We start from the raw sequence: 13,788 nt of genomic DNA, 5'->3' as shown, positions 1-13,788 counted from the left end.
ATCTTGAAGTCCATCGCACCCCTTGAGCTGGGGTGTTGCGACGACCACTAGAACGGAAGAGGTGGAGTGGGGCCCTCCTTCTTTCACGACGGTCTATGAACGTCCAGCAGGGGTTCCGTGCTAGCGGATCGGCATCCCCGACAGCGTGCGGGAGATCACCAGTCGCTGGATCTCGCTGGTGCCTTCGAAGATCGTGTAGATGGCGGCATCGCGGTGCATCCGCTCGACCGGGTATTCGCGGGTGAAGCCGTTGCCGCCGAGGATCTGGACGGCCTGGGCGGTGACCTTCTTGGCGACCTCGCTGGCGTAGAGCTTGGACATGGAGCCCTCGGCGGAGGTGAAGGGCTTGCCGGTGGTCGCCATCCAGGAGGCGCGCCAGACCAGCAGCCGGGCGGCGTCGATCTGGGTCCGCATGTCGGCCAGCTGGAAGGCCACGCCCTGGTTGTCGATGATCGGGCGGCCGAACTGCTCTCGGGTCCTGGCGTACTCCAGCGCCTCCTCGTACGCCGCGCGGGCGGTGCCGACGGCCATGGCGCCGACGGCCGGGCGGGACGCCTCGAAGGTGGCCATCGCGGCGTTCTTCAGGCGCTCCCCGCCGCTCCGGGCGCGCTCAATGGCGCGGGCCAGCCGCTCGTCGAGCTTCTCCTTGCCGCCGAGCAGGCAGTGGCCGGGCACCCGGACGTCCTCCAGGACGACCTCGGCGGTGTGCGAGGCGCGGATGCCGTGCTTCTTGAACTTCTGGCCCTGGGAGAGGCCCGGGGTGTTCGGCGGGACGATGAAGGAGGCATGTCCCTTGGAGCCCAGCTCCGGGTCGACGACGGCGACCACGACATGGACGTTGGCGATGCCGCCGTTGGTCGCCCAGGTCTTGGTGCCGTTGAGCACCCACTCGTCCTTGGCCTCGTCGTAGACGGCGCGGGTGCGCATCGAGGCGACGTCGGAGCCGGCGTCCGGTTCGGAGGAGCAGAAGGCGGCGACCTTGACGTCATCGGCGTCGCCGTACATCTGCGGGACCCAGGTGCCGATCTGCTCCTCGGTGCCGTTGGCCAGTACGCCGACGGCGGCGAGCCCGGTGCCCACGATGGACAGGCCGATACCGGCGTCGCCCCAGAACAGCTCCTCCATGGCCATGGGGATGCCGAGGCCCGTGGGGTCGAAGAACTGCTGGGCGTAGAAGTCGAGGGAGTACAGGCCGATCTTGGCGGCTTCCTGGATGACGGGCCAGGGGGTCTCCTCGCGCTCGTCCCACTCGGCGGCGGCGGGGCGCATGACATCCGCGGCGAAGCCGTGAATCCAGTCACGGACTTCCTTCTGCTCGTCGTTGAGCTCCATGGTGAACTCGGCCATGTCCCCTCCACTGGTGCACACATGCCAGATGTTACTTGCGGTAACAAGAGTCTGTTACTCGCCAGTAGATAATGTCAACTCCTCGGCGCGACCCAACCGGCGCCGCAGGGCATCCGCAGCGCGGTCCGATTCGGCCGCGAAGTTCGGGCCTTGCGCAGTTCGGGTGTTACGTTGCGCGAGCGCCACGGATTCACAAGGGTGGGGAGCACGACCATGGACAGCGAAGAGCACAGCGGCACCGCGCACAGCGGCACCGAACAGGGCGACCGGCAGCAGACCGCGACCGAGCGCAGACGGCGGGAACTCCTGGAGGCCGCCGAGCGCATCGTGCTGCGCGACGGCCCGGGGGCGTCGATGAACGCCATCGCCGCGGAGGCCGGTATCACCAAGCCGATCCTCTACCGGCACTTCGGCGACAAGGGCGGCCTCTACCGCGCCCTGGCCGTGCGGCACACCGACGCCCTGCTGGACAACCTGCGGACCGCACTGGACGCCCCGGTCCTGCGCCGGGACCGGGTGGAGGCCACCCTGGAGGCCTATCTGGTCGCCATCGAGGCCCGGCCGCAGGTCTACCGCTTCCTGATGCACCCGGCGGACGAGGACATTCCGTCGGAGTCCGGCTTCGACGTGGGACGGCACTCCGCTCCCCTGCTCCGCCGGCTCGGCGAGGAACTGGCCACGGTGATATCCGAACGGCTCGACCTGGGGGCGGACGGAGCCGAGCGGGCCCGGGTCTGGGGCCACGGCATCGTCGGCATGACGCACGCCGCCGGGGACTGGTGGCTGCGCGAACGCCCGTGCTCCCGCGAGCAGTTGGTGCGCCACCTGACCGATCTGCTGTGGGGCCAGCTGGCCACCGTCCGGGACCTGGCGAACGGCCCCGGTTTCTGAGCCGCACCGGGGACCGGTGTCGTACCGGGGACCGATGTCGTACCGGGCGTACCGGGGACCTGCTCTATGCCGGGACGGTCCCCGCCGCCCACGGGGCCCGGGCCGCCGCGCGCAGCGCCCGGCGGCGCCGGAGCCCGGTGAGGTGGTCGAGGTAGAGACCGCCTTCGAGGTGGTCGCACTCGTGCTGGAGGCAGCGGGCGAAGAACCCGGTGCCGGTCACGGTGACCGGCTCGCCCGTGACACTGAGCCCTTCCACGACGGCGTGGTCGTGTCGCGGTGTGCCCGCCTCGATACCCGGCACGGAGAGGCAGCCCTCGGGTCCGCGGACGACCGGGCCGTCCGCCTCGACGAGCCGGGGGTTGACGATGTGCCCCAGGTGACGGCGGTCCTCGTCGTCCGGGCAGTCGTAGACGAACACCCGCAGCGGGACGCCGATCTGGTTGGCGGCCAGCCCCACGCCCTCGGCGGCGTACATTGTCGCGTACATGTCCTCGATCAGCTCGGTCAGCTCGCCGTCGAAGGCGGTGACCTCCTCGCAGGGCCCGGTGAGGGCGGGGTCGCCGAGGAGGCGCAGGGGGCGGACACGGCCGGAACTGCCGGGGATGGTGCGGTGGCGCATGAGCCCCAGCGTACGGGCCGGGGCGTACCGGATGGTGTCACGCAGGTGGCGGAGTTCGGGCCTGCGGCCGGATCTCGATAGGCTGATCCCCGACCGAAGCCTCCGGCCGGCCGTCGGCCACGGAGGGGGCGTTCCACCGGCAGCCTGAGGCCAGGAGGGCGCCGGATGCAAGGAGGATCTAGGACGATGGCAGGCAACACGGAGCCTCTGTCGCCGCGGGCCAAGCTGGCCGTGACGGCCGGCAAGGCCGCGGCAGCGGTGTCGCGCGCGGCGGGCCGCGGCAGCGGATCGGTGATCGGCGGCCGGGTGGCACTCAAGCTCGACCCCGACCTGCTGGCCTCGTTGGCCAGGCATCTGGACGTGATCCTGGTGTCCGCGACCAACGGCAAGACCACCACGACGCGGCTGATCGCCGAGGCGCTGCGGGCCAGCGGTCCGGTGGTCTCCAACGCGCTCGGCGCCAACATGCCGGCGGGGATCACCTCCGCGCTGGCGGGCGGCTCGGACGCCAAGTACGGCGTCATCGAGGTCGACGAGAAGTACCTCGCAGGAGTGGCACGTGATGTCACGCCGAAGGCCATAGCGCTGCTGAACCTCTCGCGGGACCAGCTCGACCGCGCCGCGGAGACCCGGATGCTGGCCGAGCACTGGCGCGAGGGGCTGACCGGTTCCAAGGCCCTGATCATCGCCAACGCGGACGACCCGCTGATCGTCTGGGCGGCCTCGTCGTCCGCGAACGTGGTCTGGGTCGCGGCCGGGCAGGAGTGGAAGGACGACGCCTGGTCCTGCCCCTCGTGCGGCGGTGTGATGCAGCGGCCGGGCGACGACTGGTTCTGCGCCGAGTGCGGCTTCCGCCGCCCGACGCCCAGCTGGGCGCTCTCCGGCGACCATGTGCTCGACCCGCACGGCAGCGCCTGGCCGATCAAGCTCCAGCTGCCGGGCCGCGCCAACAAGGCGAACGCCACCACCTCCGCCGCGGTCGCCGCCGCCTTCGGCGTGCCGCCGCAGGTCGCGCTGGAGCGGATGTTCACCGTGCAGGCGGTGGCCGGCCGCTACGACGTGGTCGGCTTCATGGAGCGGGAGCTGCGGCTGCTGCTGGCGAAGAACCCGGCCGGCTGGCTGGAGACCTTCTCGCTGATCGACGGGCCGCCGACCCCGGTGATCATGTCCGTCAACGCGCGCGGCGCGGACGGCACGGACACCTCCTGGCTGTGGGACGTGGACTACACCCGGCTGGCCGGGCACCCGATCTTCGTGCTGGGTGACCGCAAGCTGGACCTGGCGGTGCGCCTGGAGGTCGCCGGGCTCGACTTCCAGGTGTGCGAGAGCCTCGACGAGGCGGTGGGGGTGGCACCGCCCGGCCGTATCGAGGTCATCGCCAACTACACGGCATTCCAGGACCTGCGCCGCCGTGTGGGCAACTGAGTGCGGTCCCACCGACCTGACGGACAAGGACGAGCGAGCATGAGTGACAACAGCCTGCGCCTGGTGTGGATCTACCCGGACCTGCTGAGCACCTACGGCGACCAGGGCAACGCACTGGTGGTGGAGCGCCGGGCGCGCCAGCGCGGTCTGGACGTCCAGCGGCTGGACGTACGGTCCGACCAGCAGATCCCCACCTCCGGCGACATCTACCTGATCGGCGGCGGTGAGGACCGGCCGCAGCGGCTGGCGGCCGAGCGGCTGATCCGCGACGGCGGTCTGGACCGCGCGGTCTCCAACGGCGCGATCGTCTTCTCGGTGTGCGCCGGCTACCAGATCCTGGGCCACGAGTTCATCAACGACCTCGGTGAGCGGCAGCAGGGCCTGGGGCTGCTGGACGTGGTGAGCACCCGCGGCGAGGGCGAGCGGTGCGTCGGCGACGTACTGGCCGACATCGACCCGAAGTTGGGGCTGCCGCCGCTGACCGGTTTCGAGAACCACCAGGGCGTGACGCATCTGGGCCAGACCGCCCGGCCGTTCGCCAAGGTGCGCTTCGGCAACGGCAACGGGGTCGGCGACGGCTACGAGGGCGCGTGGAACGACACCGTCTTCGGGACGTACATGCACGGCCCGGTGATGGCCCGCAACCCGCACATCGCGGATCTGCTGATCAAGCTGGCGCTGGACGTCAACGCGCTGCCGCCGGCGGACGACACCTGGTACGAGGCGCTGCGCCAGGAGCGGATCGCGGCGGCGACGGCGCAGACCGCCTGAGCGGGCCGGCGATCACCGCGGAACCGGCCGGATACGGGCGATACCGTCCGTATCCGGCCGGTTCCGCGTTTTCGTGCGTGCGCGTCCGCACTGCGGGCGTATCTGTGCCGGGTGGCCGTGCGCTTGTAGGCTGGGCGGGATTCCAACCGGACGACGGGGTCCGGGCCTCCGGTTGAGTTGCAGAGGGTTCTACGAGCAATGCGTATTGGTGTACTCACCTCCGGCGGCGACTGCCCCGGTCTGAACGCCGTCATCCGGTCCGTCGTCCACCGTGCCACCGCCGACCACGGTGATGAGGTGATCGGCTTCCGCGACGGCTGGAAGGGCCTGCTGGAGTGCGACTACCGCAAGCTCGACCTGGACGCGGTCGGCGGCATCCTGGCGCGCGGCGGCACCATCCTCGGGTCGTCGCGGGTGCAGCCCGCCCATCTGCGGGACGGCGTCGAGCGGGCCCGCGGCCATGTCGCGGAGCTGGGCCTGGACGCGATCATCCCGATCGGCGGCGAGGGCACGCTGAAGGCGGCGCGGCTGCTGTCGGACGCCGGGCTGCCGATCGTCGGCGTACCGAAGACCATCGACAACGACATCGCCGTCACCGACGTCACCTTCGGCTTCGACACCGCGGTGGGGGTGGCGACCGAGGCGCTGGACCGGCTCAAGACCACCGCCGAGTCGCACCAGCGGGTGATGATCGTCGAGGTGATGGGGCGGCACACCGGCTGGATCGCGCTGCACTCGGGGATGGCGGCAGGCGCGCACGCGATCGTGGTGCCGGAGCGGCCGTTCGACATCGACGAGCTCACCGCGCGGGTCGCCGAGCGGTTCGAGGCCGGCAAGAAGTTCGCGATCGTGGTGGTCGCCGAGGGCGCCAAGCCGCGTCCGGGCACCATGTCGTTCGACGTGGGCGGCACGGACATGTACGGCCACGAGCGGTTCGCCGGTGTGGCCCGGCAGCTGTCGCTGGAGCTGGAGAACCGGCTCGGCAAGGAGGCCCGTCCGGTCATCCTCGGCCATGTCCAGCGCGGCGGGACGCCGACCGCGTACGACCGGGTGCTGGCCACCCGCTTCGGCTGGCACGCCGTCGAGGCCGCGCACCGCGGGGAGTTCGGGATGATGACGGCGCTGCGCGGCACCGAGATCACGCTGGTGCCGCTGGCCGAGGCCGTGGAGAGCCTGAAGACGGTGCCCCCGGAGCGCTACGACGAGGCCGAGTGCGTGCTGTGACGGGCGCGCGGATTCCGTCCCGGACAGAACCAGCGATCCACCCGTAGTAGTCCAGCAGTGGACGAACCGCCCCCGGCCGTGGGATCGGCCGGGGGCGCATCTACGCTTGTCGCCGGAGTACCGGTACGAATCAGGAGCGAGCGGATGGATCACAGCGGGCACGGCATGGACGGCATGAACATGGATCTGCCGCCGTTCACGCTGGGGCGGGGCCTGGAGTTCGGTGGTGATCCGTTCTTTCTCGTCGGCTGCCTGCTGGGGCTGGCGCTCTACGGCTGGGCCGTGATCCGGCTGCGGCGGCGCGGGGACGCGTGGCCGGTGGGCCGGGTCGTCGCCTGGGTGCTGGGCGTGGCCACGGTCGCGCTGGTGATGTGCACCAAGCTCAACGACTACGGCATGGCGATGTTCAGCGTGCACATGGTCCAGCACATGGTCGTCAGCATGCTCTCCCCGATCCTGCTGCTCCTGGGGGCGCCGGTGACGCTGGCGCTGCGTGCGCTGCCGGCCGCCGGGCGGGGCCGCAAGGGGCCGCGCGAGCTCCTGGTGGCACTGCTGCACAGCCGCTACATGCGGATCATCACGCACCCCGCGTTCACCATCCCGCTGTTCATCGCGAGCCTCTACGCGCTGTACTTCTCCCCGCTGTTCGACTTCCTGATGGAGTCCCGGGCCGGGCACATCGGGATGATGGTGCACTTCCTCGCGGTGGGTCTGGTCTTCTTCTGGCCGATCATGGGCGTGGACCCGGGACCGCACCGGCCGGGGTATGTGATGCGGATGCTGGAGCTGTTCGCGGGCATGCCGTTCCACGCGTTCTTCGGGATCGCGCTGATGATGGCGTCCGAGCCGATGGTCGACACGTTCGTGCACCCGCCGGCCTCGCTGGGGATCGAGGCGCTGGCCGACCAGCAGGCGGCGGGCGGGATCGCCTGGGCGTTCAGCGAGATCCCGTCCGTGGTGGTGCTGATCGCGCTGGTCTACCAGTGGTACAAGTCCGAGAAGCGCCAGTCGCAGCGCGCGGACCGGGCCGCCGACCGCAACGGCGACCGGGACCTGGCGGACTACAACGCGTATCTCGCCTCGCTCAACGCCCGGGGGCGGTGACCGGGCACCGCTGCGGAGGCCGGATCCGCAGGTCATCTGGCGGCACGGGCCGCGGCCGGGGACGATGGTCCCGGGGCCGCGGCCCGCGGCATTGGCGCCCGGGCGGCCGTGAGGAGGTGGCGGATATGCCCGGATCTGCCAGGGTGCTGGCCGTGTGCACGGTGTGCGGGCTGGTGGTGGCGAGCGCCTACACCGTGGTGTTCGGCGGCAATGGCTGGCTGTGGTTCGCGTGGGTGGTGCTGGCGCTGGTGACGGTCGTCGTGCTGACCGCGCGGCGGGTCTGAGCGTCGTCCGGGAGCGGGACCGGCGTCAGAAGCGGAAGACCGGGCCGGTCGCGGCGTCCATCGTGCAGGCGTTGGGAAACTCCTTGCGCCAGTCCACGGGCGCGCCGCGCCAGCTGCCGGACGCGGCGACGACGACCGGGTCGTACTCCCTTGTGCAGACGTGCGGTTCGCCGCGCAGGGCGTCCAGGTCGCCGTGGGCCCAGGCCAGCGCGTCGCAGGCGGCGGCCCCGTGCGGATGGCTGCCTCGGGTGTCCGGGCAGGTGAGCCGGACTCCGTGGATCCAGGTGTCGTCGGATCCGGACACCGACAGGAACAGACCGTCGCCGGCCCGGTGCGCGGCGGCGCCCGACGCGGTGCCGAGTGCGGTGCACAGCGCCGCGGCCACGCCCACCGTCACGGCGGCACGGAAGATACGGCGTCGGCGGCTGACGGGCATCGGGGTCTCCTGGAGCGTTCGGGGGATCGGGGCTTCGGTGGGAGGGTGGCCTCGCTGCGGTGCGATCGCCGGGGCCGGCGGGCCCGGCGTCCCCAGGCCCAGGCCACCCCGCCGCGCCCCGGTGCGCAAGCGGCCACGCCGCGCGGTCGTCCGTACGGCCCGGCGCTCCGTTGGGCCGTAGGGTGCGGATCCGGGCCGGGGCGGTTACGGATGACGGCATCCGCGCCTACACTGGCGGCCCTGGAAATCCCCGGTGACCTGGCACGACGTAGTCGCACAGGTGATCCACGGGATGGAATAGGGGGCCGCCGTGTTCTACCAGGTACTGAAGTACATCCTGCTGGGGCCGTTGCTGCGGCTGGTGTTCCGGCCGCGGATCGAGGGGCTGGAGCATGTGCCCGAGGAGGGCGCGGCGATCATCGCGGGCAACCATCTGTCGTTCGCCGACCACTTCGTGATGCCGGCGATCGTGCCGCGCCGGGTGACGTTCCTGGCGAAGGCCGAGTACTTCACCGGACCCGGCCTCAAGGGGCGGCTGACCGCGGCGTTCTTCCGGGGCGTCGGGCAGATCCCGGTGGACCGCTCCGGGGGCCACGCCTCGCAGGCGGCGATCGCCTCGGGGCTGGCCGTCCTGCGCAAGGGGCGGCTGCTGGGCATCTACCCGGAGGGCACCCGCTCGCACGACGGGCGGCTCTACAAGGGGCGCACCGGAGTCGCCTCGATGGCCCTGCGTGCGGGGGTCCCGGTGATCCCGTGCGCGATGATCGGCACGTTCGAGGCACAGCCGACCGGGCGGCGGCTGCCGCGCGCAATGCGGATCACCATCCGGTTCGGCGCCCCGCTGGAGTTCTCGCGGTACGCGGGCCTGGTGGACGAGCGCACCGCCCTGCGGGCCGTCACCGACGAGATCATGTACGCGATCCTGAAGCTCTCCGGCCAGGAGTACGTGGACATGTACGCGGGCGAGGCGAAGGCCGCGGCGCAGGCGCGCGCCCACGGGCGGCGGGGGCAGGGCAGCGCGAGCTGAACTCGCGGGTACGGCACGGCGGATGGGGATATCCGTTCGCGGGGCGCGGTGTCCGACCGTACGGTGAGCTCCATGATCGAACGGACAACGGGGTGCCGACGATGAGCGCCCGGCTGCGCGGGATGGCGCAGGAGACGGAGCGGATCGTCGCGGCGGGTGCGTACCGCGCGCCGAGCGGGCGGTTGGTGGACATCGCGGAGGCGGTCCGGCGGGCGCGGGCCGGGACCCGGCTGTACGGGCCGGAGGCGGCGGCCGTGCCGGGCCCGGCTCCGGGGCTGCGGACGGTGTTCGAGGTGACGGGGGAAGGGAGTCTGACGGCCGGCCGGCGGCTGGCCGCGGCAGGCGCGGGGCCCGGCCCGGTCGCGGTGCTGAATTTCGCCTCGGCGCGCAATCCCGGCGGTGGCTATCTCCGCGGTGCCCAGGCCCAGGAGGAGGCGCTGTGCCGGGGGTCGGCGCTGTACACCTGTGTGCGCGAGGCGCCGGAGTTCTATGCGGCGCACCGGGCCGCGAGCAGTCCTTTCTACAGCGACCGGGTGATCCTCTCCCCCGGTGTGCCGGTGTTCCGCGACGACCGCGGCCGGCTGCTCGAAGTGCCGTACGAGGCGGGGTTCCTGACGTCCGCGGCACCCAACGCCGGGGTGATCGCCCGGCAGCGGCCGGACGAGGCGGGCCGGGTGCCGGCGGCACTGGCGGCCCGCGCGGAGCGGGTGCTGGAGGTGGCGGCGGCCGGCGGGTACCGCCAACTGGTGCTGGGGGCCTGGGGATGCGGCGTGTTCCGCAATGAACCGGCCGATGTGGCACGGGCGTTCGCGGTGCCGCTGCTGCCCGGGGGCCGGTTCGCCGGCTGGTTCGGGCGGGTGGTGTTCGCCGTGCTGGACCAGCGGGCGGACTCCCCCACCAGGGATGCCTTCCGCGCGGCGTTTCCGGTGTGATGCCGGGGGGGCGTCCCGCGTGCTACGGCGAGGCGGGACCGGTGGCCGGTCCCGCCCTTGGCCGGACAGGCCGGGGGCGGCCGGGAATTCCTCCCGGCCGCCCCCGGTGGGTGTCAGCCGGCGGACTTGGCCGCCTGCTTGCCCGGAACGGGCGTGGCGTGCGGGCCGCAGGTGACGTCCTTGGGGTCCGTCTTGCCCTCAAGGAAGTACGCGTCGACCCGGTTGTTGATGCAGGCGTTGACCAGACCGGTGACGCCGTGCGAACCGGCGCCCCGCTCGGTGATCATCCGGGAGCCCGCGAACCGCTTGTGCAGCTCCACGGCGCCGTCGTACGGCGTCGCCGCGTCACGGGTGCTCTGCACGATCAGCACGGGCGGCAGGCCCTTGCCGGTCGCCACGTTGACCGGGGTCTGCTGCTTGGCCGGCCAGGTGGCGCAGGGCAGGTTCATCCAGGCGTTGGCCCAGGTCATGAACGGTGCCCGCTTGTCGACGCGGGTGTTGTCGCGGTCCCACTTCTGCCAGTTGGTGGGCCACTTGGTGTCGGTGCACTCCACCGCGGTGTAGACGGCGTTGCCGTTCTCGGCCGAGATGTTGCCGGCCTTGTCGGCGAGGTGCGGTCCGGCCTTGTCGATCAGCGGCTTGCTGTCGCCGGCGACGTACGCGCTCCAGACCTGGGCGACCTCGGCCCACGAGGAGTCGTAGTACGGCGCGTTCTGGAAGAAGGCGGTGAGCTCGGCGGGGCCGACGACGCCGCCGATGGGGTTCTTCTTCGCGGTGGCGCGCAGCTTCTGCCAGGCGGCCTGGACCTTCTGGGGGGTGTTCCCGATGTGGTAGGTCGCGTCATTCTTGGCGACCCACTTCTCCCAGTCGCCCCAGCGCGTCTCGAAGGCGATGTCCTGGTCCAGGTTGGCCTGGTACCAGATCTTCTCGCGCGCGGGGTCGACGACGCTGTCGACCAGCATCCGGCGGACGTGGTCCGGGAAGAGGGTGGCGTAGACGGCGCCCAGGTAGGTGCCGTAGGAGACGCCGAGGTAGTTGAGCTTCTTGTCACCGAGCGCGGCGCGGATCACGTCCAGGTCGCGGGCGGTGTTCGGCGTCGTCATGTACGGCAGCAGGCCGCCGCTGCGCTTGGCGCAGCCGACGGCGTACTCCTTGGCCAGCTTGCGCTGGGCGAGCTTGTCGGCCTCGCCGCCCGGAACGGGGTCGGCCTTGGGCGCCTTGACGAACTCCTGCGGGTCCTCGCAGGAGATCGGTGCGGAGTGGCCCACGCCCCGGGGGTCGAAGCCCACGAAGTCGTACGCCTGGGCGGTCTTGAGCCACAGGGGGCTCTTGGTGGCGATGCGGTTGGGGAACCGCATGCCCGAACCGCCGGGGCCGCCCGGGTTGTAGACCAGCGAGCCCTGCCGCTTCTGCGGGCCGCCGGTGTTGACGGCCCGGTCGACGGCGATCTTGATGGTGCGGCCGTTGGGCTTGGCGTAGTCGACCGGGACGGTGACATAGCCACACTGGACGGGGGCCTTGAAGCCCCAGGCGGCAGGACATTCCTGCCACTTGATGCCTTCCTTGGCGGCGCGGGCGGCGGCGATCTGGACGCCGCGTGCTTCGGCCGATCCGCCGGACCGCGGCTCGCCCGCGGCGGCGGGCGTAGCGGCGATCGCTCCGGCTATGAGCGCGCCGGACACCAGGGTGCCGGCGGCTCCGAGCGCTGCTGTTCGATTCATGTGTGGGGATCCCCCTGCAAGGGTGCGCCGCGAGTAGCGGCGGTGATCACAGCGTTACAGGGCGATCCTTTCGTCTCCTGCCCCTCCTTGACCAGATTCGGCCAGAATTTCTTTACCAGACCGTAGGATTAGCACGGTTGCGGCGCGGGTGGGTCACACGGCGTGGCGCCGGGTAACTGTCCGGACATGACCGTGCCGCCCCCCATGGTGTCCGCGCAGGACATCGGCAAATTCTTCCTCGCCGCCGACGGCCGAGCCGTGCAGGCCCTGGACGGTGTCTCGCTGACCGTCCGGGAAGGCGAATTCGTCTGCGTCGTCGGCCCGTCGGGCTGCGGGAAGTCCACCCTGCTGCGGATACTCGGCGGGCTGGTGGAGCCGACGACGGGCACTGTCGCACGGCGGCCGGGGCAGCCGCCGGTCCCCCCGGCGGCGTTCGTCTTCCAGGACTTCGCCGTCCTCCCGTGGCTCACCGTACGCAGCAACGCCGCATTCGGCCTGCGGATGGCGGGCGTCCGGCGGCGGGCGGCCGAACGGGCCGCGGATGCCTGGCTGCTGCGGATGGACCTGGCCGATTTCGCGGACGGGTATCCGGATCAACTCTCCGGTGGGATGCGGCAACGGCTGGCGCTGGCCCGGGCGTTCGCCACCGGCAGCCCGGTGCTGCTGATGGACGAGCCGCTCGGCTCGCTCGATCCGCAGACCCGGCGGCTGATGCAGGAGCAGCTGCTCGCACTGTGGCAGGAGGAGCGCAAGACCGTGGTGCTGGTGACGCACTCCCTCGACGAGGCGCTCCTCCTGGGCGACCGGGTGCTGGTGATGTCGGCCCGTCCGGGGCGGGTGATCGAGGAGCTCGCGGTGCCGTTCGCCCGGCCGCGCGATCCCGGTATCCAGGACGGTCCGGAGTTCGGCCGGCTGCGCGCCCGGATCTGGGACCGGCTGCGCGACCAGCTCTCGGTGAGCGCCCGGTGACCGCCCCGCCGCGCCCGCGGGCCGTCGCCCCCGCCGACGAGGCCGTCCGCGCCGTGGTCGGCCGGGCCCGGCGGACGACCTGGCGGTACGCCGCGCTGGGCATCGCGGTACCGGCCGTACTGCTGCTGGGCTGGCAGGCCGCGGGGATGGCGGGCCTGGTCGACACGCTGCTGTTCCCGCCGCCGTCGCGGATCGCGGTCCGGTGCGTCGAGCTGGCCGCGTCGGGAGACCTGGGCGCCGACACCGCCGCCACGCTCGGCCGACTGGTGCCCGGGTACGTGATCGGGGCGGCGGCCGGTGCGCTGGCCGGGTTCGTGATGGGCGTCTCGCGCACCGCCGGCGCCGCCCTGGGCCCGCTGTTCTCCGCGCTGTACTCCGTGCCGAAGATCGCCGTCCTGCCGCTGCTGCTGCTCCTCTTCGGCCTGAACGACACCCCCAAGATCCTCGCCGTCGCGATCACCGTCTTCTTCGTCCTCCAGATCAACACCGCCTCCGCCGTCCGCCAGATCGATCCCCGGCTGCTGGAATCGGCGCGCTCGTACGGGGCTTCGGGACTGCGGCTGCTGCGGTTCGTGCTGCTGCCGGGCGCGCTCCCCGGGGTGCTGACCGGACTGCGGACGGCTTCGGGGCTCGGTGTGGTGGTGGTCGTGGCAGTCGAGTTCGTGGCGTCCGAGAGCGGTCTGGGCCATCTGATCTGGAACGCCTGGACGCTCTTCCAGCCCGACCGGATGTATGTCGGCCTGGTCGCGGTCGCCATGCTGGGCTCACTGTTCTCCGCCGCGGTGACGCTGGCCGGGCGCCGGGCGATGCCCTGGCGCTCGCGTTAGCCGGGACCGACCGATGCCTGCCGAAAGGATCCCCTCCCCCATGCCCCGTACCCTCCTGCCCGCCCGGGCGGCCCTGCCGGTCCTGCTCGCCGTCCTCGCCCTGCTCGCCGCCGGCTGCACAGGCGACGGTACGGGCGGCGCGGCCGGCGGGCCCACGGTGCGGGTCGCCCACGTCCCCTCCACCCTGTTCGCCCCGCTCTATATCGCGCAG

Annotated in this window: 14 protein-coding genes; 10 read left to right on the top strand and 4 right to left on the bottom strand. The window is 71.8% G+C overall.

The window, feature by feature from the left end; genetic code table 11:
• Positions 1–120: 120 nt before the first annotated feature.
• Positions 121–1,347, bottom strand: coding sequence for an acyl-CoA dehydrogenase family protein (locus IEZ17_RS40185; protein WP_189308583.1), 1,227 nt, complete (start codon positions 1,345–1,347; stop codon positions 121–123).
• Positions 1,348–1,560: 213 nt separating this feature from the next.
• Here IEZ17_RS40185 and IEZ17_RS40180 point away from each other — a divergent pair, with 213 nt between their 5' ends.
• Positions 1,561–2,238 carry a TetR/AcrR family transcriptional regulator gene (locus IEZ17_RS40180; RefSeq protein ID WP_189308582.1) on the top strand — a complete coding sequence of 226 codons (678 nt, stop codon included), beginning with the start codon at positions 1,561–1,563 and terminating at the stop codon, positions 2,236–2,238.
• Positions 2,239–2,302: 64 nt separating this feature from the next.
• Here IEZ17_RS40180 and def read toward each other — a convergent pair whose 3' ends face one another.
• On the bottom strand, positions 2,303–2,857 hold the full coding sequence (gene def, locus IEZ17_RS40175; RefSeq protein ID WP_189308581.1) for a peptide deformylase: 555 nt from the start codon (positions 2,855–2,857) through the stop codon (positions 2,303–2,305).
• Between the two features lie 186 nt (positions 2,858–3,043).
• Between def and IEZ17_RS40170 the strand changes: the two genes are divergently transcribed.
• The 5 genes from IEZ17_RS40170 (at position 3,044) to IEZ17_RS40150 (ending at position 7,665) form a co-directional block, all read left to right on the top strand.
• A complete protein-coding gene (locus IEZ17_RS40170; protein ID WP_189308580.1) occupies positions 3,044–4,282 on the top strand; it encodes a MurT ligase domain-containing protein in 1,239 nt (412 codons plus the stop codon).
• 39 nt (positions 4,283–4,321) lie between these two features.
• On the top strand, positions 4,322–5,053 hold the full coding sequence (locus tag IEZ17_RS40165; protein WP_189308579.1) for a type 1 glutamine amidotransferase: 732 nt from the start codon (positions 4,322–4,324) through the stop codon (positions 5,051–5,053).
• A 198-nt stretch (positions 5,054–5,251) separates the two neighbouring features.
• Positions 5,252–6,277 (top strand): 6-phosphofructokinase, encoded by a 1,026-nt coding sequence (locus IEZ17_RS40160; RefSeq protein ID WP_189308578.1) that lies wholly within the window; start codon positions 5,252–5,254, stop codon positions 6,275–6,277.
• A gap of 144 nt (positions 6,278–6,421) precedes the next feature.
• Positions 6,422–7,381 (top strand): cytochrome c oxidase assembly protein, encoded by a 960-nt coding sequence (locus tag IEZ17_RS40155; RefSeq protein WP_189308577.1) that lies wholly within the window; start codon positions 6,422–6,424, stop codon positions 7,379–7,381.
• A gap of 125 nt (positions 7,382–7,506) precedes the next feature.
• Positions 7,507–7,665, top strand: a complete 159-nt coding sequence (locus tag IEZ17_RS40150) for a hypothetical protein (protein ID WP_189308576.1) — start codon at positions 7,507–7,509, stop codon at positions 7,663–7,665.
• 25 nt (positions 7,666–7,690) lie between these two features.
• On the opposite strand, the gene IEZ17_RS40145 is transcribed toward IEZ17_RS40150, so the two are convergent.
• Positions 7,691–8,101, bottom strand: coding sequence for an SSI family serine proteinase inhibitor (locus IEZ17_RS40145; protein WP_189308575.1), 411 nt, complete (start codon positions 8,099–8,101; stop codon positions 7,691–7,693).
• Between the two features lie 310 nt (positions 8,102–8,411).
• Here IEZ17_RS40145 and IEZ17_RS40140 point away from each other — a divergent pair, with 310 nt between their 5' ends.
• Both IEZ17_RS40140 and IEZ17_RS40135 read left to right on the top strand, forming a co-directional pair.
• Positions 8,412–9,128, top strand: coding sequence for a lysophospholipid acyltransferase family protein (locus IEZ17_RS40140; RefSeq protein ID WP_189308574.1), 717 nt, complete (start codon positions 8,412–8,414; stop codon positions 9,126–9,128).
• A gap of 101 nt (positions 9,129–9,229) precedes the next feature.
• The gene (locus tag IEZ17_RS40135; protein ID WP_189308585.1) at positions 9,230–10,060 is read left to right on the top strand and encodes a TIGR02452 family protein; all 831 of its coding nucleotides are present in this window, start codon (positions 9,230–9,232) and stop codon (positions 10,058–10,060) included.
• A gap of 113 nt (positions 10,061–10,173) precedes the next feature.
• Here the strand turns inward: IEZ17_RS40135 and IEZ17_RS40130 are convergent, their stop codons facing one another.
• Positions 10,174–11,781 carry an alpha/beta hydrolase gene (locus tag IEZ17_RS40130; RefSeq protein ID WP_189308573.1) on the bottom strand — a complete coding sequence of 536 codons (1,608 nt, stop codon included), beginning with the start codon at positions 11,779–11,781 and terminating at the stop codon, positions 10,174–10,176.
• 186 nt (positions 11,782–11,967) lie between these two features.
• Here IEZ17_RS40130 and IEZ17_RS40125 point away from each other — a divergent pair, with 186 nt between their 5' ends.
• Together IEZ17_RS40125 and IEZ17_RS40120 are read left to right on the top strand one after the other, a co-directional pair.
• Positions 11,968–12,750, top strand: a complete 783-nt coding sequence (locus tag IEZ17_RS40125) for an ABC transporter ATP-binding protein (RefSeq protein WP_189308572.1) — start codon at positions 11,968–11,970, stop codon at positions 12,748–12,750.
• Positions 12,747–13,577, top strand: a complete 831-nt coding sequence (locus tag IEZ17_RS40120) for an ABC transporter permease (RefSeq protein ID WP_229853091.1) — start codon at positions 12,747–12,749, stop codon at positions 13,575–13,577. Before IEZ17_RS40125 ends, IEZ17_RS40120 begins: the two co-directional genes overlap by 4 nt.
• The last annotated feature ends 211 nt before the right edge of the window (positions 13,578–13,788 follow it).

This window comes from Streptomyces albospinus (assembly GCF_014648695.1).
Classification (GTDB): Bacteria; Actinomycetota; Actinomycetes; order Streptomycetales; family Streptomycetaceae; genus Streptomyces; species Streptomyces albospinus.
The sequence above is the reverse complement of the archived record's forward strand: the minus strand, read 5'-3'. Positions and strand labels throughout refer to the sequence as shown.

Coding starts and splice junctions, on each gene's coding strand:
- IEZ17_RS40185 (WP_189308583.1), bottom strand. CDS start 1,347: ATGGCCGAGTTCACCATGGAGCTCAACGACGAGCAGAAGGAAGTCCGT.
- IEZ17_RS40180 (WP_189308582.1), top strand. CDS start 1,561: ATGGACAGCGAAGAGCACAGCGGCACCGCGCACAGCGGCACCGAACAG.
- def (WP_189308581.1), bottom strand. CDS start 2,857: ATGCGCCACCGCACCATCCCCGGCAGTTCCGGCCGTGTCCGCCCCCTG.
- IEZ17_RS40170 (WP_189308580.1), top strand. CDS start 3,044: ATGGCAGGCAACACGGAGCCTCTGTCGCCGCGGGCCAAGCTGGCCGTG.
- IEZ17_RS40165 (WP_189308579.1), top strand. CDS start 4,322: ATGAGTGACAACAGCCTGCGCCTGGTGTGGATCTACCCGGACCTGCTG.
- IEZ17_RS40160 (WP_189308578.1), top strand. CDS start 5,252: ATGCGTATTGGTGTACTCACCTCCGGCGGCGACTGCCCCGGTCTGAAC.
- IEZ17_RS40155 (WP_189308577.1), top strand. CDS start 6,422: ATGGATCACAGCGGGCACGGCATGGACGGCATGAACATGGATCTGCCG.
- IEZ17_RS40150 (WP_189308576.1), top strand. CDS start 7,507: ATGCCCGGATCTGCCAGGGTGCTGGCCGTGTGCACGGTGTGCGGGCTG.
- IEZ17_RS40145 (WP_189308575.1), bottom strand. CDS start 8,101: ATGCCCGTCAGCCGCCGACGCCGTATCTTCCGTGCCGCCGTGACGGTG.
- IEZ17_RS40135 (WP_189308585.1), top strand. CDS start 9,230: ATGAGCGCCCGGCTGCGCGGGATGGCGCAGGAGACGGAGCGGATCGTC.
- IEZ17_RS40130 (WP_189308573.1), bottom strand. CDS start 11,781: ATGAATCGAACAGCAGCGCTCGGAGCCGCCGGCACCCTGGTGTCCGGC.
- IEZ17_RS40125 (WP_189308572.1), top strand. CDS start 11,968: ATGACCGTGCCGCCCCCCATGGTGTCCGCGCAGGACATCGGCAAATTC.